This is a genomic window from Paenibacillus sp. D9, from assembly GCF_001188365.1.
GTDB classification, from domain to species: Bacteria; Bacillota; Bacilli; order Paenibacillales; family Paenibacillaceae; genus Paenibacillus_O; species Paenibacillus_O humicus.
The window spans coordinates 432,243-456,006 of record NZ_JZEJ01000001.1 but is presented as its reverse complement, the minus strand read 5'-3'; the positions used below and the strand labels follow the sequence as shown (position 1 = coordinate 456,006).

The following is a 23,764-nucleotide window of genomic DNA, read 5'->3' as shown; positions in this document are numbered from 1 at the left end:
GTTCTCCCGCTCTCTTTGGTTGTCCGTCTTCCTGTTTCTCCACTCTCCCAACTTCAACGTCTCAATTTCTGTCCACTCTCCCTCTTTTCATCCTCCCTTTCCGCCAACTCACCTTCTATTCCCCTTTTTGCCGCAACCGTTTCCGACCGTTCCTTTCAAGCAATTTCCGCCCTATTCCGGCAGAATAATGAAAGCGTTTTTATCAACACGCCAGCCTCGGCCAAGAATACAATGAAAGCACTTCCAACGGGCAGCCGGAGGAAAGTGGATCCAGATGGGAGGAGAATCAGGTGAACCTTTTGAGAAGCGGCAAAACATGGGCCACGCTTGCTTTGGCCGTTTCCGTGGCGGCGATGTCAGGCTGCGGTGCCTCCTCGCCAGGGCTAGCCGCGCGCATCGAAGCCGGCGAGCTGCAGGGGGCGCAGAAGCCCGTGCCGGACGACCAGCTGAAATTCAACAAGGAGAAAATATTCCGGGTGCTGGGCGGCTGGCCGAAGCCTCCGCTGTACCAGGGCAATCCGTTCGGGTCGGGCGGAATCGGCGACACGAACAACCGCTACATGTTCGAAGGCCTGTACGTCTTCATCCGATCGACGAACGACGTCTACAACGTGCTCGCCGAATCGACCGAGGACGGACCGGGCACGACGACCGTGCATCTCCATAAAGGGGTGAAATGGCATGACGGCGCTCCGTTCACGAGCAAGGACGTGTGGGCCTACTACCGGCTCAACAACGGAGCGGACGTAACGAAGTACCTGTCCTCCATTGAAACTCCGGACGACTATACGGTCGTATTCCGCTGGCTTGATCCCGCTCCGTATCCGGAGCTCAAGAAGCTGCTGCTCGCCCAAGACCTGCAGGGACAGATTCCTTACCATCTGTATCAAAAATACGTCGACAAGGCCGACGGGCTGCTGAAGCAGGCCAAGCCGCTGCCGGACCGCTCCAAGGACGGCCCCTTCCATCTGGATATTCCCGACGAGCTCAACAAGCAGATCGCGCTCAACTGGAATGAATTCACCCGTTCGGGACCGGCTGTTCCGGTCGGAACCGGCCCTTTCAAGTTCGAAAAGGTGACGACCACCGACATGCTGCTGAGCCGCAATCCGGATTACTGGCAGCCGGACGCGGTCAACTACGACAAGATCTGGATCAAGAACGTTCCCGAGCTGAGCGCCCAATATGCCCTGGTCAAATCCGGCAAGCTGGACTGGTACGACGGCACGCCTCCCAAGGACATTCTGGAGTCGCTGCTCAAGCTGAATCCGGACCTGCTCCATTACCGCATGTACGATCCCGCCAGCGTCGGCCTCATGTACAACATCCGCCGCAAGCCGTTCGAGCAGGTGAAGTTCAGGCAGGCGCTCACCTATGTGTTTGAAAAGAGCAAGCTGAGGGAGATCGGCAACTACTACGGCAAGGAATATCCGAAAATCTCGATGACCGGCATCATGCCCTCCTCTCTGGAGAGCGAGCTCAGCGCCGAGGCGCTGGGCAAAATGACCGACTACACCCACAATCCGGAGAAGGCGGCTTCCCTGCTGCAGGAAATCGGCTGGAGCAAAGGCCCGGACGGCCTCTGGAGGGATCCGGGCGGCCATGTGCCGTCGTTCATCATCGGCGCGCCGAACAACTGGGTGCCGGGAGTCAACTCCGCGCAGATCGCCGCCGAGCAGCTCACCAGGTTCGGCATCCCGACCAAGCTTAAGGCCGTCGACAGCACGATTTATTTCGCCAACGCAGATAAGGGCCTCTACGACATGTCCATGGACTGGGTAGACGTCTCCTGGGGCTTCCAAAATCCTTGGAGCTCGCTCAAGGTCGTCTACTGGGACGGCACCAAGAAGAAGGTCGGCTTCCCGAACGTCAAGAAAACAGGTGCGGACGGCTCCGAAATCGATACGGGACGCCTCGACCTCAAGGTGGCGGGCATCGACGGAAAGACGGTGGACGTCGACAAGGAGATGCGGCGCTTCCCCTACGTCCAGGAGGAGAGCGAGCGCAAGGCGATCATCGACAACCTCGCCTGGATCGCCAACGAGAACTGCTGGGGGGTCAACTTCTTCCAGAACGTGACCGGCGCCTGGATCAACACGCGCACGATGGCCGGCAATTATCCGATGATGGACCAGATCGTCCAGAGCGGACGGGATATGCCGCTGCCGGAAACCGACGCGGACCGGCTGGCCGTCACCCATTTGAACCACGGCTTCAACTCTACCTTCATGCCAAGAGAATACTGGCCCCGCTGACGACTAACGACGGAGGTGCAAGTCATGAGCCCCAGAGGAATTGCCAAACGAATCGGAATGTCGGCCGTCACCGTCCTGCTCGCGATGCTGCTCACCTTTGTGCTGCTGCGCATGACTCCAGGCAGCGCCATCGACTCGTGGGCGCGCGATTACGCGACCCAGCGCGGGATGAGCCTGGAAGAGGCGTACCGCCAGATCACCGCCATGATCAACTACAATCCGAACGAACCGCTGCTGACTCAGCTCGGCCGATATCTCGGCGGACTGCTGCACGGCAACCTCGGCATGTCGATGATCTACCAGAACGTATCGGTCAATGAGATCATAGCGAACGCGCTGCCCTGGACGCTGTTCGTGCTCAGCATCTCGCTCGTCATCAGCTTTCTGATCGGCATCAATCTCGGCGCGATGATGGCGTTCCGCAGGAAGAGCCTGCTGGATCCGATCGTCTCCATCTACGCCATCATCACTTCGTCCGTCCCGAACTTCATCGTCGCGATTCTGCTGCTCGTCGTGTTCTCCTTCCAGTTCGGCTGGTTCCCCGTGAACGGAGCTTACGATCCCGTCGTGGAGCCCGGCTTCAATCTGCCTTTCCTGTCGAACGTGCTCTATCACGGGGCGCTCCCGATTCTGACCTATGTCATCACGACGCTCGGAACATGGGCGCTGACGATGAAGGGCAGCGCCGTCAACGTGCTCGGCGAGGACTACATCGTCGCCGCCGGCATCCGCGGCGTATCCGAGCGCACGCTCATGAGCCAGTACGTGAAGCGCAACGCGATGCTGCCGCTCATTACGACGCTGGCGGTCAACTTCGGCTTCATGCTGGGCGGCTCGCCGCTGATCGAGAACGTGTTCAGCTATCCCGGCATGGGCTATTATATCGGCCAGGCGACCCAGCAGCGGGATTATACGCTCATGCAGGGACTGCTGCTCGTGACGAGCGTCGCGGTCATCGTCGCCAATCTCGCCTCGGACCTGATCTATGCCAGGCTGGATCCGCGCGTCAAGCTGGAGGAGGGATAAATCATGAGCCAAGGATTCGCGGATTTCTGGAGAACGATCTATCGCAACAAGAAGTCGTTCAGCGGCGTCATCATCCTCGCCGTCTTCATCTTCATGGCGATTTTCGGGCCGATGCTGGCCAGCCTGGACATGACGGTCAAGTTCGACAACCGGTACGCAAGCCCTTCCTGGTCCCATTGGCTGGGCACGGACTACGGCGGCAGGGACACCCTCCTGCAGCTCGTCTACGGGTCGCGCGACGTGCTGACGATCGGGCTGTTCGCCGCTCTGTTCACGCTCGTCATCGGCTTCGTCGTGGGAGCGGTATCCGGCTTCGCCGGAGGCCGTACGGACACGGCGCTCATGTTCGTCACGAACCTGTTCCTCACCATTCCGAGCTTTCCCGTCCTGATGATCGTGGCCGCGCTCGTGCAGATCAAAAATCCCGTCGCCTTCTCCTTCATTCTCGCGGTCTGGTCCTGGGCTCCGCTCGCCCGGGCGGTCCGCTCCCAGCTGCTGTCGCTGAAAAACCGGGAATTCATCGTCGCCTGCCGGATCATGGGACTGCGCATGCCTTACATCCTGTCCCGCGAAATCCTGCCGAACCTGACTCCCTACCTCGCGATCAACTTCATCATGGCGGCGCAGGGGGCGATCGTAGCCAGCGTCGGCCTCATGATGCTCGGCCTCGCCCCCTACTCGCCGACGAACTGGGGCATGATGATCCAGCTCGCCGTGCAGAACACGGGCGGCATCTTCAACCCCAAAGGATACATCTATCTGATCTCGCCGATTCTCTGCCTCGGACTGTTCCAGATGTCCTGCATCTTCTTCAGCAACGGTCTGGAGGAAGCGCTGAATCCGCGGCTGAGATCGAACTGAACACCCTGAGAAAGGAGGAGCAGCTATGGACAATCTGGTCGAAATAAAAGGATTGACGATCGAGTTTCCGATGCGCGCCGGTACGCTGAAGGCTGTCAACCAAGCCGACTTTTCCATTCCGCGCGGCCAGATCACGGCTCTCGTCGGCGAGAGCGGCAGCGGCAAGTCGACGCTCGCGTCCGCCGTCATGCGAGCGGTAACCAGCCCCGGCCGCATCGCCGCCGGAACGATCCGCTTCGACGGCGAGGACATACTGGCGCTGAGCCGCAAGCATCTCCAGGAGTACAAGTGGGAGAAAGCATCCATGGTGTTCCAGGCCGCGCAGAACGCGCTGAACCCGGTCGTGCGGATCAAGGATCAGATCATCGAGACGTACCGGGCTCATCGAAGCGGCGCTTCGGAGAAGCAAATTGTCGACAAGGCCCGCGACTTGATGGATTATGTGCGGCTGGAGCCGGACCGCGTGCTGCAGGCGTTCCCCCACGAGCTGTCGGGAGGCATGAAGCAGCGGGTCATGATCGCCTTCAGCCTGCTGCTCGATCCGCAGCTCGTCATTCTCGACGAGCCGACGACCGCGCTCGACGTCATTACGCAGGCGTATATCTTCGACATTCTGGTCAAGATCCACAAGGAAATGGACATCACGATGCTGCTGCTCACCCATGATATCGGCGTCGTCGCCAAAGCCGCCGACCGGGTCGGGGTCATGTATGCCGGCAATATCGTGGAGGCGGGCAGCGTCTACGACATGTTCAAGCGCCCCAAGCATCCTTATACGGCCAAGCTGATGAAAGCGGTTCCCAGCCTGTACGACGACCTGTCGGAGCGCAAGGCGATTCCGGGCTCGCCGCCGGATCTGCTGCGCATGCCCCCGGGCTGCCCGTTCGCTCCCCGCTGCGAGCATGCCTTCGACGCGTGCAGGAAAGCTTCGCCATCCCGCGTCGTCTGGCCAGGAGGCCATGAGGCCTCCTGCCATCTGCATCCGGATTCCCAGACTGTATCGATCGCGGAGGTGCGTACATCATGAGCGTCAGAGAACTGGAGCTGGAGCGAGAGCCGCTTCGGCGCAGCCGGGAGTTGGCCCGCGCCGACGGGCAGCAGGCGCTGATGAGCCTGGAGGGCGTGAGCCTGTATTACGAGAGGCGCCGCGGTATGATGGCTCCGGCCGAGCAGGTCGGCGCCGTCGTCGACGTCGATCTCGACATTTATCCGGGCGAGATCATCGCCCTCGTCGGCGAGAGCGGCTGCGGCAAGACTTCGCTCGGCAGCGTCCTGACGGGGCTGGCGAAGCCGACCTCGGGACGGGTGCTGTTCCAGGGGGCGGACATTGCCGGGCTCAAGGGCGAGCGTTACCAGGATTTCCGCGGCGGCGTGCAGATGGTGCAGCAGGATTCCTATGCGGCGCTCAATCCGATGCGGACGATCTATCAGTCGCTCTCCGCTCCGATTCTGCAGCGCAAAATCGTCAAAGGGCGCAAGGCTGCCAGAGCCCGCGTCATCGAGCTGCTGGAGACGGTCGGACTGACGCCGCCGGACCGCTTTCTCGACAAGTATCCGCATCAGCTGTCGGGCGGACAGCGCCAGCGGATCCTCATGGCCAGAGCCATCTCGCTGAATCCGAAGGTCATCGTCGCCGACGAGCCCGTCTCCATGATCGACGTCAGCCTGCGCATCTCGATCCTCAACCTGATGGCGGAGCTGAACCGCAAGCTGGACATCGCCATCGTCTATATCACCCATGACCTCGCGACAGCCCGCTACATCGCCGAACGAGGGCGCATGGCGGTCATGTACCTCGGCCGCGTCATGGAGCTCGGCGGCGTGGACGATGTGCTGAGCCAGCCGAGGCATCCCTACCTGCAGGCGCTGCTGTCCGCGGTGCCGACGCCGGATCCCGACATCGCCAAGGCGATGCTGGAGCTGCCTCTGCGGAGCCTCGAAATGCCGAATGCGGCCCGGCCGCCTGCCGGCTGCCGCTTCCATCCCCGCTGCCCGCATGCCATCGATCTCTGCTCGCAGGAGGAGCCGCAGCTGCGCCCCGTCGGCGCCAGCGAGGCGGCCTGCCATCTGGCCGAGCAGACGCTGGCCGGCTGGCAGGAGAGGATGGCGGCGATCCGCGCCTCCAGAGACAGCTGATGGACGATCTGCGCCTGCTCGGCCGCATCGTCCTGTCCATGTCCTTTGTCCTGCTGCTGCTCTGCCTGCTCAGCTTGACGGCCGTGCAGCCCGGCTCCGCCTCGTACGCCGTCGTCATGATGGCGCTGTGGATCAATGTGATTCTGTCGGGGTCCATCATCCTGCTCTCTCTATGGGATCGCCGTCGGCGCCGCCGCAGGGATGAGCTTCATCCGGAATCCGACTGAGGCCAAAGAGGGGCTGTTCCAAAAGCCTATGGCTTTTGGAACAGCCCCTGGTGCCTTTGCGGCATCGCCAAGGGAGCGCAAGGCTCGAAACGGGCCCCGCAGCCGCTAAAGCGCGGCTGCGGGGCTTTTGAGGCTGAGCGCCTATCTGCGGAGCTCGACGAGGTGTAGCCGATGAAACAGAACCGATCGGCTACAATGAAAAATAGGCCTTTCACTCCGCCGGATAGTCCAGCTCGCCGAAGACCATATGGGGCTTCGTCTCCCGGTAATAATCCAGTCTGTCCTGCAGCGTCCCGCTGTGGAACTCGAACAGATGGCCGTCCGGGTCGCGGAAGTAGACCGACCTGCGGTCCCGTTCATCCCTTTCCCTGCCGGGCAGCACTTCGGCACCGATCGCCTCCAGGCGCCGGACCGCATGGTCCAGCTCGACAGCCTGCATCGAAAAGGCAAGATGCGTATAGGACAGCCGGATTTCGTCCCGGGGAATCTCCTTCTCTTCATTGAGAGCGATCCACAGCCCGCCCAGATCGAAATAAGCGAGGCTCCGTCCCTTCACCAGAAGCTTCGCCCCGAATGCCTCGGCGTAAAACGATATCGATCTGTCCAGATCGGACACGGAAAAGCAGATGTGGTTCATGCCGTCAAGCTTCAAGTTGATTCACTCCGTCCACTTCATGATGTGAATGCCCGCTTCCCCGAGCCGATCCGGGATACCCGTATTGTGGATTCCCTGGCCATGGCGATGAACAACACTTCCATCGGCTTCGTCATCGTCATTCTCCTTCCTTATCCTTTCGTTCCAGGCCTTCTCATGAACATCGGCCCGGACCGTTCGAATCCGTATTTCTCGTACAGGGAGTGCGCGTCTTTCGTCGCCAGGCTTCCGTTCAGCTTGCGGAGCCTGTCGGAGGACGTGATCAGCTCGACCAGCCTTCGGCCGAGTCCATGGCCGCGATGTCCGGAATCGATATAAACGTCGCACAGCCAGTACATCGTCGCGTCATCCGTCACTACGCGGGCAAATCCGACTTGAGCGCCTTCCCGGTAAATGCCGTAACAGAGGGAATTCTCAATCGACTTCGCGATCGCGGCCCTGTCTCTCCCGTTGGCCCAATAGCTCTCGCCTAAAAAGCGTTCAATGCACGCCGGATCAAGCCGATCCTTGCTGTCGCTGAACACGTACCCCTTTTCCGTCGTTTCCATTCCTGTCCCTCCTCCTGTTCCATGGCTCCATTGTACATCCGCCCGCTGGAAATTTCCGCAAAAAAACCGCATCTCGAGTCGAGATGCGGCAAAGAGTCCATTTCCGGTTTCTTGCCTAATTCTTGATCGCCGGCAGCGGCTGGAAGATCATCGTGATCGGCAGGTTGCTGCCGGATGCGATCAGATAGACGAGACTGATCGTCTCCGTGCTGTCTCCGGAACGGTACAGCACCATCGCTTCGCCTTGATCCTTGAGCACTCCGGATGCCGGCACGGGAATCAGCTGCCCGTTGACGACGAACGCTCCCGTGTACAAGCCTCCGCGAGGGTTCAAGGCGACTAGCGTCCGCGGCGACAGCTTGATGTTCATCTTGTACAGAACGCCGAAGTTGCCGATGTTGAGCTGGAGGGAGCCGGTCGTATTGTCGTACCCGTCCAGATACGGATCCAGCTTGTTGTCTCCCAGCACGATGCGCTGCGGAGTGTAGCCGAGCACGCCGGGAACGTCGATCGCGCGCGTCGCGTTGTTGAAGGAGCCCCGGGTATGCTTGCCGTCCGCATCCATGAGCGGCAGTCTCTCGAGCACCTTGAGCGGGTCCGTCTTCTCCGCGACAACGACGACACGGAACCGCAGCGTCTGATCGGAGGTCACGTCGGCGTAGGCCGAGTAGATCAGATTCGACTTGATGGCGGAAGCCGAGATTTCCTTCAGCACCTGCACGGACTGTCCCGGCTTGATGCTCGTATACGTAATCGGGCTCGGCGAGATGACGGAGTTCAAATACCGGACCGTAGACATTTTGCCGGTATTGACCTCGTACTGGTCCGGCCCGCCGGCTCCGAAATTCTTCACGCCGAACTTCGCGGTGTAGTTGCCTTCATTCGTCGCGATCAGATACATCTTGACGGGATATCCGATATTGTTCACGTTGTGGAACAGCAGGCGGATGTCGCCGGAGAACTGATCGTCGTAAGCGATGCCTTCGCTCGTCCAGCGCTCCGGGCTGTTGCTGCGGATCAAGCGGGAAGGCTCCGAGTGGAAGTCATACGATACGGTCGGAATATCGAGCACCGACTTGGCATCGACCCCGAATACGCCGCCTACCGGCTTGAACAGCTTGTCGTACTGGTCCTTCGTATACAGGACCTCCGTCGATACCGTGATCGTCTTGCTGATCGTGGAGGACAAGCCCTGGTCATCGATGACTTCCAAGGTGATCGTCTTGTCTCCCGCCTCGAAGAAGACATCCGCTTGGCCGATCCAGTTGCGTTTGGCGATCGCGTTGTTGTCGTCCGTGCTGAGATCGTTATAACGGACGTTCTCGCCGATCCGGTATACCGTCTTGTCCGTGGTGAAGTCCGCGACGGGAGGCTGGTTCGGGGCAAGCACCTTGATCGTCACCGTGTAGGGATCGCTCCATTGCCCGGCGGCATCCTGAACGATGCGGGAAATGGTGTACGTGCCTGGCTCGGCGAATACTTCCTCGCGTCCCGTCCATTCCTCGTTGATGATCGGCTGGCCGGAAGGAGAGCTGTAGCGGTCCAAATAGGTGACATAGTCGCCCGCATAGATCTTGGCCGGAGATACGGCGAACGCAGCGCTCGGCTTCGTATCCCATTGCAGGGTAACCTGAGCGCCAGAAGCGCTCACGCGGCTTCCCGTCGCCAGACCCCAGGTGCGGATCGGAATCATGAGCGACCCGTTCTCGGAGTACGTATTCGCCTGGCCTGTCATTTTGGTTCCGTAGGCGGTTACTTCCTTGGTATTCATCTTGAAGCGGATCTCTCCCGCGGCGCTGCGGGCGATCGATTGCTTGGCCGCGGCATCATAGGATACCTGGAAGCCGTAACGCGCCGCCAGCGAGCTGAACGGCGCGTAGGATACTCCGTTTTTCATGACGAACGGCTGAGCCGCAGTAAAGGCGGTTCCGTTCAAAAACATCGTTTTGCTGTTTTTTGTCATCACGAGCGTCTGCGATGCTCCTTGAGCCGTCGCGCGCCCCATTCCTCCCAGCAGAGGCATGGTGAAGAGGGTCAAAACCAAAAGCCATTTGAGCGATTTCATTGCTAGTCTCCTTTAACTGTCCAACTGCTGTCTGTCCAACTGCTTCCGCTCACGGGGCAAAGCCCCTGTACAGTAGACATTTGACGGCCATTTCGGGAGAAAGTTGCGCTCAAGGCCGGAATTGCCATGAATTGGACACATGCCTCAGCGCGTTCCGTTGACTCTCATGTTCGTAATGAAGGCTCCGGCCATGACGACGAACAGCACAAGCGCCGCTATTCCCGCCATCAGCCTGCGGCGCCGGTATTTGGCCGCCTGCGCCGTATCAGCCCCGCGATGCAAGGCATCCGCGTAAGCCCTCTGAAGAAACATATACCAGACCAGCATCGCCACGAACCCCATGTTGGAGACAAACCATATTTTCTGCCACACGACCATTACCCCTTTTCGGCTCCATCCACTTGGAACAAACTAGCTTCGACTTTACCTCAACCGGCCGCCGTTAGCAAGACTTGCCAGGCTGCTTCCGGTTTCCCGCATGCGTCTCGCTCATTCATGTCGTCGATGGATATTCCTCATCGCCCGGCTGGACGACGATCCATGCCCATGAGAACATCCGCTTGCAATTGCCCGGTCACAGCCGTCACAGCCCGGCTCGCCGGCGCAGCTCCATCAGCCGCCTGCGGAAAGCCTGGCGCTCCTCCTCTTCCTCAGGCTCCGGCGCGCTCATCAGGACGGCCAGTTCTAGGCCGGCAAGCCTTTGCCCGTCGCTCCTGCCGCCGTTGTCCCGCTGCCGCTCCGCCTTGCTCTCCAGATAGTCCTCGTAGCTTCCCGGATACTGAAGAGGGTTGCCCTTTCCCCCTTCCTCGAAAACCAGGAGCCGGTTCACGGAAGACTTCAGCAGCGCCCTGTCATGCGTCGCCAGCACCATCGCCCCGTCGTAGCTGCGCAGCGAAGCCTCCACGACTTCCCTGGACTCGATGTCGAGGTAATTCGTCGGCTCATCCAGCAGCAGCAGATTCGAGCCGCCCAGCATCAGCCGGAGAAAGGCGGCGCGGCATCGCTCTCCCATGCTGAGGTCCCCGATCCTCTTGTGCACGTCCTCGCGGGAAAATAGAAACGCGCCAAGCAGCGTCCTGGCTTCCGACTGGGTCATGTCCGGCAAGCCGAGCATCATGTCCAGCAAAGCAGCCTCGTTCGGAAGACGGTCGAGCTCCTGGGAGAAATAACCGATTTTCATCTTCGGATGGGATGATCTTCGGCCTTCGCATGGGTTCAGCTCTCCCGATAGCAGCTTCAGCAGCGTCGACTTCCCGCTGCCGCTCGGTCCCAGAATCGCGATGCGGTCGCCGCGGCTGATCGTGAGGCTGAACCGGCTTAATAGAGGCTTGGCGGATCCATAGGCGAAGCCGACCTCCTCCAGCCTCATGAACCGTGCCGCCTCGAATCCATCGTCCTCGAGCATCATCTTGAGGCGCGGCTTGTCGACGGGAGCATGCGCAGCTCCTTGCTCCAGCCGCTCGAGCGCAGATTCCTTGGCATGGAGCCGGGAGACGTTTTTCTTGGATTTGGATCTCAAAAAATCATTTTGCCCCGCAGCCTTATGGGCGGCATCGAACCACTGCTGATACCTGCGGATGGATTCCATCAGCTTTTGCCGCTCCTGCTTCTCTTTGCGGACTTTGGCCTCCATCGTCCTGCGCTCCGTTTCCTTGGCTTCCCGATAAGCGGTATAACCGCCCGGGTATACGCCCAGACCGTCCTCGCGCAGCTCCAGCACCTGCGTCGCCACATGATCGATGAAAGCACGGTCGTGAGAGACGAACAATACCGCGCCGGGAAACGCAGCCAGCCACTGCTCCAGAAAGACGAGCGATTCCTCGTCCAGATGATTCGTCGGCTCGTCAAGCATGAGCAGCTGCGGGCGGCCCGCCATCAGCCTCGCCAGCTTGGCCCGGGTTTTCTGCCCGCCGCTCAGGCTGCCGTATGTTTGCCCGCCCTCCAGACCGCCTAGCCCGAGCCGGCTCAACGCCTGATCCACCTCGAGCTCCCAGCCGTAACCGTCCATAGCTGCATACGCCTCGGCAGCCTCGGCGTAATCATCCAGGCCTGCCGCTCCGTCCGTAGCCGCCATGACGGCCGCTCCCTCCGTCATTCTCCTCCAGATCTCATACCGGGAAGGGTCGCCCATCCGGACGAAGTCGATCAAGGAAAGCTCGCCGACATCCTCCTCATCATGCTGCTCCATCAAGCCCCAGTCGGCGACCGGACAGCCTCGGTATACCGATCCGGAATCGAATTCGATCCCGCCGCGCAGGCCCGTCAGCAAAGTCGTCTTGCCGGAGCCGTTCCTGCCGAACAAGGCGGCGCGCTCCCCCGCGCGCAGCTCCAGATCGACGCCCTGGAATAACGTCTTGCCGTTCCATTCCTTGCTTATTCCTTTTGCTTGGATCCATAAGGTCATGCTCTCATCCCCATCCCCGAAAATAATAAAAAAACCGCAGCTGCGCAGCGGTCCGGATAGTGGTGCATATGGGGATAAGGATACAGGACCATGCCTCGAATCCCGATGATCGGAAGACGGCATATCCTGAAAGAAAGACCCTTAAACCGGCGCACGTATCCCGTCAACTGGCAGCATTCGCTCTGTTGGCTTCATGGGATCACGCGGGCTTACTTCATCGGTATAAGGTACCTCCGGTTTCTTCTCACTCATTCCACTATACCTGCGCCTTCCATTCCCTGTCAACCAGCCGGCTGTCGGGCGCTGCCGCCTGCCGGGACAGGCCTCGGGCCGCTAAGGAACTGAAGCCGGACGGAAACAAAAAAAAGGGCCTTCAAGGCCCGACTGCTTCCGGCTAGATATACCATAGATCCAACAGGATGTACATGACGACTGCGCTGACAGCGCCTCCTGCGAAATAGAACCAGCCGGCACGGAAGCGCTGCTGGAACATCCTCAATACGCCTAGGCTGAGAAGCGAAAAAATAAGCAGGATGAATACGGCTCCGAGCACGAACAAGCCTGGAGAAACATTGCTGACATCAACGGCGGTCACCGGCGACACTCCCTTATGTAAAATCCGTCCACTAGAATCATAAGGGAAGCGTTTGCCAAACGCAACAAGCCCAAGGTCCGGATCCTTAATCCGGACCTTCCTCGATGAAGACATCGATGTATTTCGACGGAGACTTCTTCTTCAGACGAACCCGGAGAACGCCTCCCTTGACGATTGCCCGCGTGGAACGGGGCTGGACGGGAGCAGGCAGCTGCAGGCTTTGCGGACGTCGTCCCGGCAAGCCCTCGATGCGCAGCCGCTCCTCCTTCACTCTGACCCGGAGCGTCTCGGCGTCGGCATCCCCCTGCAGAGGAAGCTTGAGCAGCAAGTAATCCTTGTTTTCCGACCACTCCGCCCCGAGCGAAGAAATGCCCGCTTTGAAATTCTCGCCCTTCTTGGCTTTATCCGCGGTATCCTGCATGCCCGACAAGCCGGCTGTCGGATTGCCGCTGAGCGCGCCTTCCATCATCTGCTTGACGATGCGCGCCACCCACTCCGGCTCCTTCATCGCTTCGAAGCCTTTGGGCAGCTGCTGGCGAGCGAGCCATTCCTGCATCTGATCCCATTTGCTGCCCACGGGCAGAACCTCCCTCCGCTATGCTCCAGCCTATGCAGGCCGGCTCGATCAAGTGACAGCTTTCGAGCCGAGGCCCGCGCATCCCGGAACATTTGGGCGAATGCCGCATATAGTGGGGTATGGACGGCAGCCCGGTTCTCCCGGCCCTGCCGCGATTCAAGCGAGAATGAGGTGATTGAGAATGCCTGCTGCCGTCGGTTTCGTCAACATCGTCAGCGTCGGTTCCAGCGCCGTTGTCCAGTTCGGAGATACCGTCCAAATATCGCCGTCCAGCTCCTCCAAAACCTATGCAGGTTCAGGATCGTTCCTGACCGGGGGCTTGACGAACGCCAACAACGGACTCAGCGCCACCAATACCCTGGACCCCGATCTTCAGGATAACTCCAATAACGAAATCGGATCCGGAACGAACATTATATGAATCTGACCGTCCATCAGTCCATTACGATCCATCAGCTTCGCGTAGACAGCGTCGCCAACAGCTCCGTTCTTCAGATCGGCAGCGCCGGCTCCATTCGTCCTATATCCCAGCTGTACAATTCAGGAGGATTCAGCCAGCCTGCCGAGCAATTGACATCCAACGAAGGGGCTGACGCGCTGAATTTCGTTCCTCTGCCCAAACCTAGCTGACGCGAGAGGAGGATTCAGACGATGGAAAACGGCGATCGTTCTTCCCAATCGCCAGCCAGCCTGCAGCAGCATCCGGAGAACCGGCCCTTTCCATTCGGCTCCTCCTACGGCGGCATGGGCTTGCTCCCTCAGATCGGCAAAGGATTAGGATGGCCAGGCGCTGGCGGCAGCTGGCCCGGACTCAAGCTTCCGGGCGCCATGCCGGGCTTCGCCGGCCTCGCCGCCCAAGGCATGGGCGGATCGCTGCCGGGCCTTGCAGGAGGCATACCGGGCATGACCGGCCTGATGCCCGGGCTCGGCGGGCCGATTCCTTCGCTCGGATCCGTACCTGCCCTGAAGGCGATGTCGAGCGGAAATTTCCCTTATGAAGCCTCCTCCGGTGCAAGCTTTCCGCTAGGAGGACAGCCTGGGGGAGCTTTTCAGGCGGGCATGCCTGCTCCCGGCAGCTTTCCGCCTGCCGGATATCCGTCCGGCGGCTTCACCTCGCCGTATCCGGTCGGACAGCTCCAGCCTCCGCCGCAATCCGGAGGCTGGCCCGGCCCTCAGGCGGCCCCATGGCCAATGTCCGCTTCCGGCGGAATGCCGGCTGCAGCAGGTGCAGCAGATGGAGGAGGAGCTTCTCCGAATGCAGCCGGTGCCGCAGCTGCTGCAGGACCGGGCGGGAATAGTCCCTTATCGCCTGAGGCCCTCGCCGGATTGCCCCCCGGATTCAATGAAGCCTCCCTGGTCGGGTACCTCCAATCGATTGATCCCAACTGGGTAAGCAAATGGCAAAACTATGAGGGGTGGCCTTTTACGTCGCCTCCCTTTCCCATCGTAGCGGACTCCGCAGCCGGAGCCGGCGGTCCTGGAGAAGGATGGACGGCAGGGATGGCTGCGGACCCTTTCGTCTCATGCGCAGGCGATCTGCAAAATCCAGTCTGCCTGCAGGCCTGCCTGGCATCGATACTGCTTCGCTCAAGAATCCAGCAGCAGCAAATTTCGCAAATGTTCCTATATATGAAAAGCATGGATGAACGACTTCAGCAGGCGGAGAGCAAGCCGGCCTACACGATCGAGAAGCTGGAATACAACTTCGATCAGCTGAAGGTCGAACAGCTGGACGGAACGCTGAATATCGGCATGACGACGCCTTCAGAGTCGCAAATGCAGGAGTTCGGGCAGCTGTCGGTTCCGCAAAAGGTCGTCAATGGCGGCGCCTCCGTCTACCCGCTTCCCATTCCGGAGTCATCCCTCAAAGGTACGAATGCGCCGGGACCTCCAAGTCCCGGTGCTGCTGCGATCGTCCCGGCCTCTGCCCCCACGCCCTCGCAGTCCTTCGCAGCCACTGTCGTCCAGCCTTCTGTTGGAGCCAATGGCAATAATACGGTTACGATGCAAGGCTCCACCGTCCTTCCGGAGGTCGGCGCCGTTCCCGGACATGGCCCGGTTCCTGTCTCTCCGCCGGGATTCCCAAGTGCGTCTATGCTTGGAGCGCCTTCGGGAGCGGCATTTCCTCCCGGTTTTTCAGGTCCGGGCTTCAATGGCCCTGCAGCCGCCATGCCGCCGGGTTTCGGTTCATTTGGCGGCGCCAATCCGTTCCCCGGCTCCCAAGTTCCCGGCTTCTCGGCAGTCCCGCCTGCAGCCGACGGGATTCCGCCTGTCCCTCCGGGACAAACCGCGCCTTCTCCGGTTGCGGTCCCTTCAGCCGCAACCGGCAGCCTGCCCGGCTTCGGCGATGTGAGGGCATCGGTGGATGCTTACTTGAATACGCTGGCGCAGGATGCGATGAGCCGGGAAGCCAAGGCCTTGAAGCTGCAAATGGATCCTTATCACCAAAAAATGGTCATCGAAGATGTGCGCCGGCAAATCCCGGAAAGAATCCGCCACTACATGGCCGACGAGCAATCCAAGCAGCAATCGCTCTCTCCAGCCGAAAGATTGGAAGTCCGCCAGCTTCTCCGCAAGGCTTCCGAGCGGACGATAAGGGATGCGGAGCTGGCCTTGACCGCTTACGTGCAAAACTTGGCTAAGCACCCGAAAGGATGATGGCAATGTCCATGAATGTGAACATTACGAATCATATGCTTTGCGTGGGAAGCTTGGAGCTTGTCGGGGTCGCCGCAGCTTCATTGCTTCAAATCGGCGATACCGACAGCATCACGCTCTATTCCATTTTCGACACCCCTCCGGAATCCGTCATCATCGGCCCCTTCGCCCCGCTTCCGGCTCCAGCCGAAGGCTCGACGCAAGCCGGCGCCATCCAGAACGAGGGAGGCCAGACCGTCGTTCCTCTGACAGGAACCGGAGGTTCGGGGCAGGCCGAATCCGCCTCGGGTTCAACGATTCCATTTGGGAACGGCTCCAGCTTCGTCAGCCCGAACGGCTCCATCACGATAAGCCCATGATCGAAAACGACGCATCGATTCGAACTTCGTTCGTCGGGTCGTTTCAACTGATCAATACCGGGCTTTCCTCCGTCATCCAGTTCGGAGATTCGGCGTCGATCAGCGCCAAATCTTCCGGCCTTGCCGTCCAGCGCCAGCTGGACAACCGAGCCGGAGGAGAGGTGGATTTCGCCAGCTACGACTTGTTCAGCACGCCATTCAGCCTTCCGCAAGAGGAAAGCGCCGACGCTGCCGACATCCGAACGCGGACCGTCAACCCGAATCCAAGCATCATGGTAGGCACGGTCAACATCATTACCTGCAGCAGCGCTTCCGTCGTCCTTACTGGCAACGCCATGGATACGCTGATGGAATCCAGGCTCAAGCACTTCCGCCAGTATGCCTACAGTCTCGGCTCCACCTCCGTTCCCAATCCGGCTCTGTCGCAGGCGATCGAGACGGCCCACAACGAAAACGATGGAGCCTCCGCAGGCCCGTCCGGCAGCGAAAGTCCTTCTTCGAGCGGCGAGGCCGTTACGACGACCCGGGACAATTGACTATGTCCATAAGCCCGCTTCCCGCATACATTGTCATTGTGAAGCTTAAGCTGCTGCGCTAGGCGCAGGGCTGTCAGCTTCAAATGAATCCATGTTACAGGAGGTATGCTTGATGGGTTATCCTGTTGCAGGAGCAGCCGCCGGCTGCGGACCTTATTGGGGATCGAGCATAGGGGTCATTCTCGTTCTATTCATCCTGCTCGTCATCATCTCCCGAGCTTTCTTCATCTAGCATAGAGATGGAGCCGAAAAAGCAGCTCCCGGAAGGTTCCGGGAGCTGCTTGCTGCGCTTTCCGTACAGCCTCGTTACATGGATAAGCTTGGCGGAACGCTTGCGGGTTCGGCTTGGCGCTGCATGGCTTTTCCGGGTGCCTTTGCAGAGCGGCGGAGCGTCATGCGCTTGCGGACAAGCCCGGCGCAAGGCGCCGGCGGGCATCGGCACCGTTCTCCTTGGAACATGCTGCGCTCACCATAAGCCGATCCAATCTTCACTCCAGCTTGCGATGCCACACGCCGGCGAATTCCGGCACGATGCTCCAGCCGTTCCGCCTGACCTTCTCCGCCGTCTCCGGCCCGAAAAAGGCGCCTGTCCTCGCCGCTGCCTCCCGAACGTCCGCAAAGCGGTAATCGACTCTGACGACGGTCCTCTTGAATTCATACCGCTCTTCAAGGCTTCGGAAATACGCCAGCAAATGCTCCGGCGGAGCAGGCTCTTCGGCAGCCGTTCCATAATTTTCGAACAGCACGACGTCGCCTCCGGGAATCCCGATCCGGTTCATCTCCGACTCTATCGCCGCCAGCCTCTGCTCCCACCCCGGCTGTGACGGGGCTACGCCGTAGCAGATCGACCAGCCGCCCAGAATGAGATCGTAAGCACAGCTGTCCAGCCCCGTGCCGGCATGATCGGCCACGGCCAGCTTCAGCTTGCCCTCAGGCTGCAAGCCCGCTTTTTCCCGGAGCCTGTCCAGCATTTGCTCCGATGTGTCCACCGCCGCGACGGAAGCCGCCACAGGCAGAACCTGCAGCGTCAGCCGGCCGGTTCCTGCGCCTAAATCCGCGATCCGCTTGCCGCTCGGATCGGCCAGCTTCCGCAAAACCGGAAGCAGGCTTCGCTGAGCGCCGATCAGCGCGTCGTAATTGGCTGCTTCTCCCCTGCTGTAGTACTGTGCATCTCTGGTCATGTCATCGCCTCCGAAACCATCATGCGCCTTGACGCGGCGTCAAGGTCAAGAGCGCATCTCCATGCAAGTGGAGGCGCAGGACGTTCAGGAGGAATGCGCTCCCGGAGGAAGGAACCGGCAAGGCATTGAGCTGTCCGTTTTGAAATGATAGGATGAGTCCATGACGCCATCCGTCCCGGCAGCAGCCTGTCCAAAGAAAAACGAGGCCCTGACCGGAGAGGCGGCCTTGAGCGATGTTCCATAAGGAGGTAATCGTGCATGGATAAAACAAGCTGCGCTCCGTCCGGCATCCAGATGAAGGATACCGGCTTCGACTACACCTTGTCCGTCATCTGCGGCAAATATAAAATGACTCTGTTGTACTGGCTCTCCCAATATAAGGTCATGCGCTTCAACGAGCTGCAGCGGGGAATCGGCACCATATCCTTTAAAACCTTATCCGTCATGCTGAAGGAGCTGGAGACGGACGGTCTCGTCCGTCGCGAGGAATTTCCGCAGATTCCTCCCAAGGTGGAGTATTCCTTGACCGAAAAAGGGCAGTCGCTCATTCCCGTGATGGATATGATGTGCGACTGGGGAGAGAAGAACGTCAAGCCGGCCGAGCAGGCGGAGACGGCCCATCTTCCGACATAGCGGCATCCAGGCCAAAAAAGCAGTCCCTCCATGGGCAGGAGGACTGCTTTTTTGGTTGCTGCCGGTTAAAGCCGGCTGAGAAATTCAATATAGCCCTGCGCGCTCCGGTCCAGCCGCTTCAGGTAGTCCGCATTCTCCACCGTCTCGTATTCGGCGCCGTAGAAGGCATAGAAGTCCTGATAATCGGAACCGCAGTAACGGAACGTCGTTTCGAATGGGGACAGAATCCGGTCAAGCCCGTAGCGGAGCTTTCCTTCTTCGCTGAAATCCAGCCTCGTTCCTCCTGCGGTTACAGCCAAGGCTGTTTTTCGATTTCTTAGCCTGTCTCCCTTCGACCCGTACGCCCATCCGTAAGTGAACACATCGTCCAGCCACTTTTTAAGGAGCGGAGGAGAACTGAACCAGTAGATCGGGAACTGCAGGACAAGATGGCCATGCGCTTCAATCAGCTCCTGCTCCTTCTCTGCCTGGATATTTCCATCCGGATAGGCTTTATGCAGTTCATGGACCGTGTAGCGGTCGGGGTATTTGCGGAGCTCTTCCAGCCAGCGCCGATTGACGACGGATGTATCGATGCCGGGATGCGTGACGACGACAAGTGTTTTCATAGGGTCGGCCCTCCTCGAGCGTTCGGTTTTGTACGCTTTTGAGTATAGCCGGCGTTGCGCCGTCGCATAAGTACGCACTTTCCGTTCACATACTTACCCCGAGGTGAGCATCGGTGCCGGACTCCGACGCTTCATCCGCTCACCGGACGAGGCGAACGGAATCGGAAGCCGCCCGTGAACCGGGGGGTTGCCGCATAGAGGCCCGCAACAACCGCGGTCCAATTCCGCAACCGCTCTTCCCCGCGGCTGCTTCCTATCGGCCCGAGCGGCCGGCCGCCTGCTCCTCTTCCGCTTCGAGAGCTTCGTTGAGCAGCACCATATGATAATGGTCCTCCCATTTTCCGTTGATCTTCAAATATTTGCGGGCCAGCCCTTCCTCCTGGAACCCCAGCTTGCGCACGACCGAGAGAGAGGCTTCGTTGCGCGGAATGATATTGGCCTCGATCCGATGCAGCTTCAGGACGCCGAAGCCGTAGTCGACAATCGCCTTGACGGCTTCCGGCATATACCCTCTGCCAAGCAGTCCGCTGTCCAGCCGGTAGCCCAATGTGCTGTTCTGAAACACGCCGCGGATGATATTGCTGAGAGCGACCGAGCCGATGACGGTGTCGGGATCTTCCTTCAAAAAAATCCACAGCTTGCACATTCGGCCCGCTTCCATTTCGGCCCGGTCCGCCTCCAGCATTTTCCGCTGTGCGGTCAACGAATAGAAGGATTCGTCGCGCAGCGGCTCCCACGGCTCCAGAAACTCGCGGTTGCGGCGCGCATACGAAGCTACGGCAGCCGCATCCCCCGGCTCCGCCGTCCGCAAAATCAATCGATCCGTCTCCATGCTTTTCATGTTCATCATCCTTCCTCTGTTCAGGGCGAAAACAAGTCCCGGCTCCAAAAAGGAACCGGGACTGAAACCATCCTATCCAGTTTATACAGGGCCCGCGCTTCCCGCAAGCTCCTTGTACTTGGCCGCGTACTTGCTCACGCTCTGCACGAAGGTCGCATGCGACCAGGTGAGCGGAGCGACGGACAGCGGCGAGCCGTCATAGGGATTGAGCTGCTCCGGCAGGACGCCGCTCTCCAGCGACTGGCGGACGACCCACTCCAGCGTGCGCCTGGGAGCTTCCAGTTCGGCCAGGCTCGTCGCCGACTCGATCTCGAAGTTGGCCACCCACAGCGTGCAGATAATCCATGGGTTCCCAGGAACCCGGTCGATCTCCCCGGATTGCTGGAAGTAATAGTCGTTCGTATAACGGGCGATGCCGCCGACTTCGGTACGCACCGCCAGCCCTTCCCGGATCGCCTGCATCGTGCCGATGACACGGTGATCGGTCGCCGGCAGCACGCCGAACTCCAGAACGGCGAACAAGCTGCTCTCCAGCGTCATGTCCTTCACCCAGCGCCCGTCCTTCTGCACGAGTCCGCGGGCGAACCGGCCGCTGTCCTCATCCCATAGATGGGTCAGCATGCCCTGCTTGATCTCCTCGGCGGTGCGGCGGTAATGGTCGCTGCGCTCGTAATCGCCGAACAGCTCCGTGAAGAAGCTTGCCGCCATGAGGCCTCCATATACGGAAGCGGTCGTATACGTCCAGATGCCGTAGCGTTCCTCCCACAGGTCGTAGCTCGGCTTCGGCAGCGACATCGAATGCTCCATGTAGCTGCTCAGGAAGGCGGCCGACTTGCGGATGAGGCTGCTGTACAGCGACTGGGGCAGCTCGATGACCTGATGGCGCTTGTAGTCTCTCCAGAGCGCGAACAGGACAAGCGCCGTCTCGTCTTCCTGGATCGGGAGCCGCTTGGTTCCCTGAACCATGTAAGGATGCCAGCTGGAGCCTACGGTTCCGTCCGGATTGAATTTATGGTACAGATATCCTTCCGGAGTAAGCGCCTGCGAGCAGAAGTGGAAAAACGGCGCGATCACGCTCTGATAGCCTGCCAGCGACATCGCATCGGCGACCAGCGCTCCATCCCGCGGCCACATGTAGCTGTAATGGTCCCGGTTGTACTGAAGGATATCGGTATCGTTGGCCGCGATGATGGCGCCCCGCTCGTCGGTCTGCGTCCTCACCATGAGCAGGCTGAGGCGGAACATCCGCGCCACTTCCGGAGGCAGGTCGCCCAGATCCCTCTCCGCCCTGCCCAGCCAGTGGTTCCAGTAGATGACGATGCGGCTGAGCAGCTTCTCGGGATGGTTCTCCTGGACGTACTGGTTCAGCTCCTTGACCTCTTCCAGGCTCTTGCCGATCGACATCCAGTAATAGACCGTCTTCTCGCCGCCCGCCGGAACGACGGTGCGGAAGCTGATCGTGCTGTCGACGGAGCCCTGTGCGATCGCATTGCCCATGAGGGTGCCGTCCTCGGCGTCCCTCCATGTTCCTTCCGCCGAATGGAACCGCTTGATTCCGGTCGAATACTGGGTCATGCCGCCTTCGTCGGAAAATCCGTTGAACATGAAATACGACGAGCGCTTGTAGTGGAACAGCGTATGGTTGTCGGGATAGTAGGCGGCCGTATCGCCAACCTCGGATCCGTCGATCATGAGATCCTGGTGGAAGAACAGCCGGTATTCCCTCTCCCTGTCCGACAGGTTGCGGATGACGACTCGCTTGAGGTAGATGCATTCGCGCTGATGGATGCCGTCGTTCATCTGCAGCTCCGTCTGGAGCCCGCCATGGCGGGCGTTGACGTTGGTGACGAGAGAATCCTCGATATAGTCCAGCTTGGACTCCCAGGCCGAATCCTCCAGCCAGCTGAATTGTCCCTCGGTCCAGATGCCGAGGCGGCAGTATTGGCCGCCGACATGGTTGAGCTGTCCGACGTACGGATAATAGATGTCCCGGATGTAGCTGTTATGGTCAAGGTTGAGAAGCATTTTTCCGTTGCCGATTACAAGGTGACGGGCCATGATTCCTTCTCCTTCCGCTCAGGTGCTAGTTGTTCGTAGAGGCCGATGTAGGACTTGGCGGAACGGCTCCAGCTGTAATCGTCATTCTCGCCGTTGCTGACGATCACCTTCCAAGCTTGTTCGTTGCGGTAATAATGCAGCGCCCTGCGGATGGTATACAGCATGTCATGGGCGTTGTAATGCGCGAAGCTGAAACCGTTGCCTTCCCCAGTGTATTCGTTGAAAGGCTGGACGGTGTCCTTCAGCCCTCCCGTCTCTCTCACGATCGGCACCGTTCCGTAGCGCAGCGCCAGCAGCTGGCTGAGGCCGCAAGGCTCGAACTGGGACGGCATGAGATACAGGTCGGAGCCGGCGTAGATGCGGCGCGCGAGCCCGTCATCGAAGCCGGTGCGGATGCTGCATTTGTCATACCGGGAATGCGAGGCCTGGCGGAACATCTCCTCGTATTTCCATTCCCCGGAACCGAGGATCGCGAACTGCACGTCTTCTTCGAGCAGCTCGCCGAAGACGGCGTCGATCAGGTCGAAGCCCTTTTGCTCCACCAGCCGGGACACGATGCCGATGACCGGAACGTCCGCCCTCTCGGGCAGGCCCATCTCCCGCTGCAGGGCGAGCTTGTTGGCCAGCTTGTATGGAGCGGAGCCGCCCAGCTTGGCGTGGAGCGCCTCATCCGCAGCCGGATCGAAGTCGGCCGTGTCGATGCCGTTGACGATGCCCGCCAGATCGGCCGCTCTCCAGCGCAGAAGGCCGTCCAGCCCTTCCCCGTAATAAGCGGTCTTGATCTCCTCGGCATAACTCGGGCTTACGGTCGTAAGCTTGTCCGCGTAGAGAAGTCCGCCCTTCATGCAGCTCGCCGCACCGTGGAATTCCAGGCCGCCTTCGCTGAAGATCTCCGGCCCCATCCCGATCATATCCATCATTTCCTGCTGGCCGAATATGCCCTGGTACCGCAGGTTATGGATCGTAAATACGGTACGGATGCCGCCCAGAACCTCATCCTGGAAGTAACGGCGCTTGAGCAGGAAAGGCACGAGCCCCGCCTGCCAATCGTGGCAGTGCAGCACATCGAAGCGGGTGTCCATCCTGCGGACCGCTTCGAGCACGGCGATGCTGAAGAACACGAAGCGCTCCGGATCGTCGCCGTAGCCGTACAGTCCGCCCCGGCGGAAGTAATGCTCGTTGTCGATGAGATAATAGACGACTCCGCCGACCTCTCCCCGGAGAAGTCCGCAGTATTGCATCCGCCATCCCATCTGGACCGAGAACGTGTCGATCGTCTCGAAATGCTGCAGATGCTTCCAAGGGATGCTTTCATATTTGGGCAGGATTACGCTGGCTCCCACCCCGTTTTCCAGCAAAGCTTTGGGCAATGCGCCGGCCACGTCGGCAAGGCCGCCCGTCTTGGCCAGGGGCACAGCCTCCGATGTCACGAACAATACATTCACGGCAGGTTCCCTCCTGGACAGCGCAAGCGGCGGCAGCTGTTCCTGCCTGCCGGCCGCCCGCCTGTCTTTCTATCATCTAGTATCGGTTTGGAAGAG

The 23,764-nt window shown here is 59.9% G+C and carries 25 protein-coding genes; 13 read left to right on the top strand and 12 right to left on the bottom strand.

Annotated elements, in window-relative coordinates; translation table 11 throughout:
- Nucleotides 1-290: 290 nt before the first annotated feature.
- Genes VE23_RS02025 through VE23_RS02000 form a run of 6 tightly spaced genes read left to right on the top strand, consistent with a single transcriptional unit; the run spans nucleotide 291 to nucleotide 6,505 of the window.
- Nucleotides 291-2,255, top strand: coding sequence for an ABC transporter substrate-binding protein (locus VE23_RS02025; RefSeq protein ID WP_021878219.1), 1,965 nt, complete (start codon nucleotides 291-293; stop codon nucleotides 2,253-2,255).
- A gap of 24 nt (nucleotides 2,256-2,279) precedes the next feature.
- Entirely contained in the window at nucleotides 2,280-3,281 is a 1,002-nt protein-coding gene (locus tag VE23_RS02020; RefSeq protein ID WP_048748461.1) for an ABC transporter permease, read from the top strand.
- A gap of 3 nt (nucleotides 3,282-3,284) precedes the next feature.
- Entirely contained in the window at nucleotides 3,285-4,142 is an 858-nt protein-coding gene (locus VE23_RS02015; RefSeq protein ID WP_048748460.1) for an ABC transporter permease, read from the top strand.
- 25 nt (nucleotides 4,143-4,167) lie between these two features.
- Nucleotides 4,168-5,169, top strand: a complete 1,002-nt coding sequence (locus VE23_RS02010; RefSeq protein ID WP_049867180.1) for an ABC transporter ATP-binding protein — start codon at nucleotides 4,168-4,170, stop codon at nucleotides 5,167-5,169.
- On the top strand, nucleotides 5,166-6,278 hold the full coding sequence (locus tag VE23_RS02005; protein ID WP_084781227.1) for an ABC transporter ATP-binding protein: 1,113 nt from the start codon (nucleotides 5,166-5,168) through the stop codon (nucleotides 6,276-6,278). The genes VE23_RS02010 and VE23_RS02005 overlap by 4 nt, the downstream gene beginning before the upstream one ends.
- On the top strand, nucleotides 6,278-6,505 hold the full coding sequence (locus tag VE23_RS02000) for a hypothetical protein (protein ID WP_049867179.1): 228 nt from the start codon (nucleotides 6,278-6,280) through the stop codon (nucleotides 6,503-6,505). The genes VE23_RS02005 and VE23_RS02000 overlap by 1 nt, the downstream gene beginning before the upstream one ends.
- Nucleotides 6,506-6,716: 211 nt before the next feature.
- Here VE23_RS02000 and fosB read toward each other — a convergent pair whose 3' ends face one another.
- From fosB to VE23_RS01965, 7 genes are all read right to left on the bottom strand, one after another.
- Complete coding sequence (gene fosB, locus VE23_RS01995; RefSeq protein ID WP_069202543.1) at nucleotides 6,717-7,142, bottom strand: metallothiol transferase FosB; 426 nt, start codon at nucleotides 7,140-7,142, stop codon at nucleotides 6,717-6,719.
- Nucleotides 7,143-7,291: 149 nt separating this feature from the next.
- Complete coding sequence (locus VE23_RS01990; protein ID WP_048748458.1) at nucleotides 7,292-7,708, bottom strand: GNAT family N-acetyltransferase; 417 nt, start codon at nucleotides 7,706-7,708, stop codon at nucleotides 7,292-7,294.
- 115 nt (nucleotides 7,709-7,823) lie between these two features.
- Nucleotides 7,824-9,773 (bottom strand): stalk domain-containing protein, encoded by a 1,950-nt coding sequence (locus VE23_RS01985; protein ID WP_049867177.1) that lies wholly within the window; start codon nucleotides 9,771-9,773, stop codon nucleotides 7,824-7,826.
- Nucleotides 9,774-9,917: 144 nt separating this feature from the next.
- Complete coding sequence (locus VE23_RS01980; protein WP_076356618.1) at nucleotides 9,918-10,145, bottom strand: hypothetical protein; 228 nt, start codon at nucleotides 10,143-10,145, stop codon at nucleotides 9,918-9,920.
- Between the two features lie 211 nt (nucleotides 10,146-10,356).
- Entirely contained in the window at nucleotides 10,357-12,177 is a 1,821-nt protein-coding gene (abc-f, locus tag VE23_RS01975) for a ribosomal protection-like ABC-F family protein (protein ID WP_049867176.1), read from the bottom strand.
- Between the two features lie 394 nt (nucleotides 12,178-12,571).
- A complete protein-coding gene (locus VE23_RS01970; RefSeq protein WP_021878207.1) occupies nucleotides 12,572-12,772 on the bottom strand; it encodes a hypothetical protein in 201 nt (66 codons plus the stop codon).
- An 85-nt stretch (nucleotides 12,773-12,857) separates the two neighbouring features.
- Nucleotides 12,858-13,349, bottom strand: a complete 492-nt coding sequence (locus VE23_RS01965) for an Hsp20/alpha crystallin family protein (RefSeq protein WP_021878206.1) — start codon at nucleotides 13,347-13,349, stop codon at nucleotides 12,858-12,860.
- Between the two features lie 181 nt (nucleotides 13,350-13,530).
- Between VE23_RS01965 and VE23_RS01960 the strand changes: the two genes are divergently transcribed.
- The 6 genes from VE23_RS01960 to VE23_RS26295 all read left to right on the top strand — a co-directional run bounded on the left by VE23_RS01960 (nucleotide 13,531) and on the right by VE23_RS26295 (nucleotide 17,134).
- The gene (locus VE23_RS01960; protein ID WP_021878205.1) at nucleotides 13,531-13,770 is read left to right on the top strand and encodes a spore germination protein; all 240 of its coding nucleotides are present in this window, start codon (nucleotides 13,531-13,533) and stop codon (nucleotides 13,768-13,770) included.
- The gene (locus VE23_RS01955; RefSeq protein ID WP_048748455.1) at nucleotides 13,767-13,979 is read left to right on the top strand and encodes a spore germination protein GerPB; all 213 of its coding nucleotides are present in this window, start codon (nucleotides 13,767-13,769) and stop codon (nucleotides 13,977-13,979) included. Before VE23_RS01960 ends, VE23_RS01955 begins: the two co-directional genes overlap by 4 nt.
- A 21-nt stretch (nucleotides 13,980-14,000) precedes the next feature.
- Complete coding sequence (gerPC, locus tag VE23_RS01950; protein ID WP_049867175.1) at nucleotides 14,001-16,007, top strand: spore germination protein GerPC; 2,007 nt, start codon at nucleotides 14,001-14,003, stop codon at nucleotides 16,005-16,007.
- A 5-nt stretch (nucleotides 16,008-16,012) separates the two neighbouring features.
- Nucleotides 16,013-16,366: a hypothetical protein gene (locus VE23_RS27720; protein ID WP_069202423.1), complete on the top strand. Its 354-nt coding sequence runs from the start codon at nucleotides 16,013-16,015 to the stop codon at nucleotides 16,364-16,366.
- Complete coding sequence (locus tag VE23_RS01940; protein ID WP_049867174.1) at nucleotides 16,363-16,902, top strand: spore germination protein GerPE; 540 nt, start codon at nucleotides 16,363-16,365, stop codon at nucleotides 16,900-16,902. The genes VE23_RS27720 and VE23_RS01940 overlap by 4 nt, the downstream gene beginning before the upstream one ends.
- A 112-nt stretch (nucleotides 16,903-17,014) precedes the next feature.
- The gene (locus VE23_RS26295; RefSeq protein ID WP_021879232.1) at nucleotides 17,015-17,134 is read left to right on the top strand and encodes a YjcZ family sporulation protein; all 120 of its coding nucleotides are present in this window, start codon (nucleotides 17,015-17,017) and stop codon (nucleotides 17,132-17,134) included.
- Between the two features lie 256 nt (nucleotides 17,135-17,390).
- Here VE23_RS26295 and VE23_RS01930 read toward each other — a convergent pair whose 3' ends face one another.
- On the bottom strand, nucleotides 17,391-18,083 hold the full coding sequence (locus VE23_RS01930; RefSeq protein ID WP_049867172.1) for a class I SAM-dependent methyltransferase: 693 nt from the start codon (nucleotides 18,081-18,083) through the stop codon (nucleotides 17,391-17,393).
- Between the two features lie 258 nt (nucleotides 18,084-18,341).
- Between VE23_RS01930 and VE23_RS01925 the strand changes: the two genes are divergently transcribed.
- Nucleotides 18,342-18,716 (top strand): winged helix-turn-helix transcriptional regulator, encoded by a 375-nt coding sequence (locus tag VE23_RS01925; RefSeq protein ID WP_021879230.1) that lies wholly within the window; start codon nucleotides 18,342-18,344, stop codon nucleotides 18,714-18,716.
- A 65-nt stretch (nucleotides 18,717-18,781) separates the two neighbouring features.
- Here the strand turns inward: VE23_RS01925 and VE23_RS01920 are convergent, their stop codons facing one another.
- The 4 genes from VE23_RS01920 to glgA all read right to left on the bottom strand — a co-directional run bounded on the left by VE23_RS01920 (nucleotide 18,782) and on the right by glgA (nucleotide 23,668).
- Entirely contained in the window at nucleotides 18,782-19,324 is a 543-nt protein-coding gene (locus tag VE23_RS01920; protein ID WP_049867171.1) for an NAD(P)H-dependent oxidoreductase, read from the bottom strand.
- Nucleotides 19,325-19,577: 253 nt separating this feature from the next.
- Nucleotides 19,578-20,165, bottom strand: coding sequence for a GNAT family N-acetyltransferase (locus VE23_RS01915; protein ID WP_069202422.1), 588 nt, complete (start codon nucleotides 20,163-20,165; stop codon nucleotides 19,578-19,580).
- Nucleotides 20,166-20,246: 81 nt separating this feature from the next.
- On the bottom strand, nucleotides 20,247-22,223 hold the full coding sequence (locus VE23_RS01910; RefSeq protein ID WP_048748450.1) for a glycoside hydrolase family 15 protein: 1,977 nt from the start codon (nucleotides 22,221-22,223) through the stop codon (nucleotides 20,247-20,249).
- Nucleotides 22,205-23,668: a glycogen synthase GlgA gene (gene glgA, locus VE23_RS01905; protein ID WP_049867169.1), complete on the bottom strand. Its 1,464-nt coding sequence runs from the start codon at nucleotides 23,666-23,668 to the stop codon at nucleotides 22,205-22,207. The genes VE23_RS01910 and glgA overlap by 19 nt, the downstream gene beginning before the upstream one ends.
- Nucleotides 23,669-23,764: the final 96 nt, after the last annotated feature.

Coding starts and splice junctions, on each gene's coding strand:
- VE23_RS01910 (WP_048748450.1), bottom strand. CDS start 22,223: ATGGCCCGTCACCTTGTAATCGGCAACGGAAAAATGCTTCTCAACCTT.
- VE23_RS02015 (WP_048748460.1), top strand. CDS start 3,285: ATGAGCCAAGGATTCGCGGATTTCTGGAGAACGATCTATCGCAACAAG.
- VE23_RS01990 (WP_048748458.1), bottom strand. CDS start 7,708: ATGGAAACGACGGAAAAGGGGTACGTGTTCAGCGACAGCAAGGATCGG.
- VE23_RS02020 (WP_048748461.1), top strand. CDS start 2,280: ATGAGCCCCAGAGGAATTGCCAAACGAATCGGAATGTCGGCCGTCACC.
- abc-f (WP_049867176.1), bottom strand. CDS start 12,177: ATGACCTTATGGATCCAAGCAAAAGGAATAAGCAAGGAATGGAACGGC.
- VE23_RS01930 (WP_049867172.1), bottom strand. CDS start 18,083: ATGACCAGAGATGCACAGTACTACAGCAGGGGAGAAGCAGCCAATTAC.
- VE23_RS01955 (WP_048748455.1), top strand. CDS start 13,767: ATGAATCTGACCGTCCATCAGTCCATTACGATCCATCAGCTTCGCGTA.
- VE23_RS02010 (WP_049867180.1), top strand. CDS start 4,168: ATGGACAATCTGGTCGAAATAAAAGGATTGACGATCGAGTTTCCGATG.
- VE23_RS02005 (WP_084781227.1), top strand. CDS start 5,166: ATGAGCGTCAGAGAACTGGAGCTGGAGCGAGAGCCGCTTCGGCGCAGC.
- VE23_RS26295 (WP_021879232.1), top strand. CDS start 17,015: ATGGGTTATCCTGTTGCAGGAGCAGCCGCCGGCTGCGGACCTTATTGG.
- gerPC (WP_049867175.1), top strand. CDS start 14,001: ATGGAAAACGGCGATCGTTCTTCCCAATCGCCAGCCAGCCTGCAGCAG.
- fosB (WP_069202543.1), bottom strand. CDS start 7,142: ATGAACCACATCTGCTTTTCCGTGTCCGATCTGGACAGATCGATATCG.
- VE23_RS01920 (WP_049867171.1), bottom strand. CDS start 19,324: ATGAAAACACTTGTCGTCGTCACGCATCCCGGCATCGATACATCCGTC.
- VE23_RS01925 (WP_021879230.1), top strand. CDS start 18,342: ATGGATAAAACAAGCTGCGCTCCGTCCGGCATCCAGATGAAGGATACC.
- VE23_RS02000 (WP_049867179.1), top strand. CDS start 6,278: ATGGACGATCTGCGCCTGCTCGGCCGCATCGTCCTGTCCATGTCCTTT.
- VE23_RS01940 (WP_049867174.1), top strand. CDS start 16,363: ATGATCGAAAACGACGCATCGATTCGAACTTCGTTCGTCGGGTCGTTT.
- VE23_RS01985 (WP_049867177.1), bottom strand. CDS start 9,773: ATGAAATCGCTCAAATGGCTTTTGGTTTTGACCCTCTTCACCATGCCT.
- VE23_RS27720 (WP_069202423.1), top strand. CDS start 16,013: ATGTCCATGAATGTGAACATTACGAATCATATGCTTTGCGTGGGAAGC.
- VE23_RS01915 (WP_069202422.1), bottom strand. CDS start 20,165: ATGAAAAGCATGGAGACGGATCGATTGATTTTGCGGACGGCGGAGCCG.
- VE23_RS01960 (WP_021878205.1), top strand. CDS start 13,531: ATGCCTGCTGCCGTCGGTTTCGTCAACATCGTCAGCGTCGGTTCCAGC.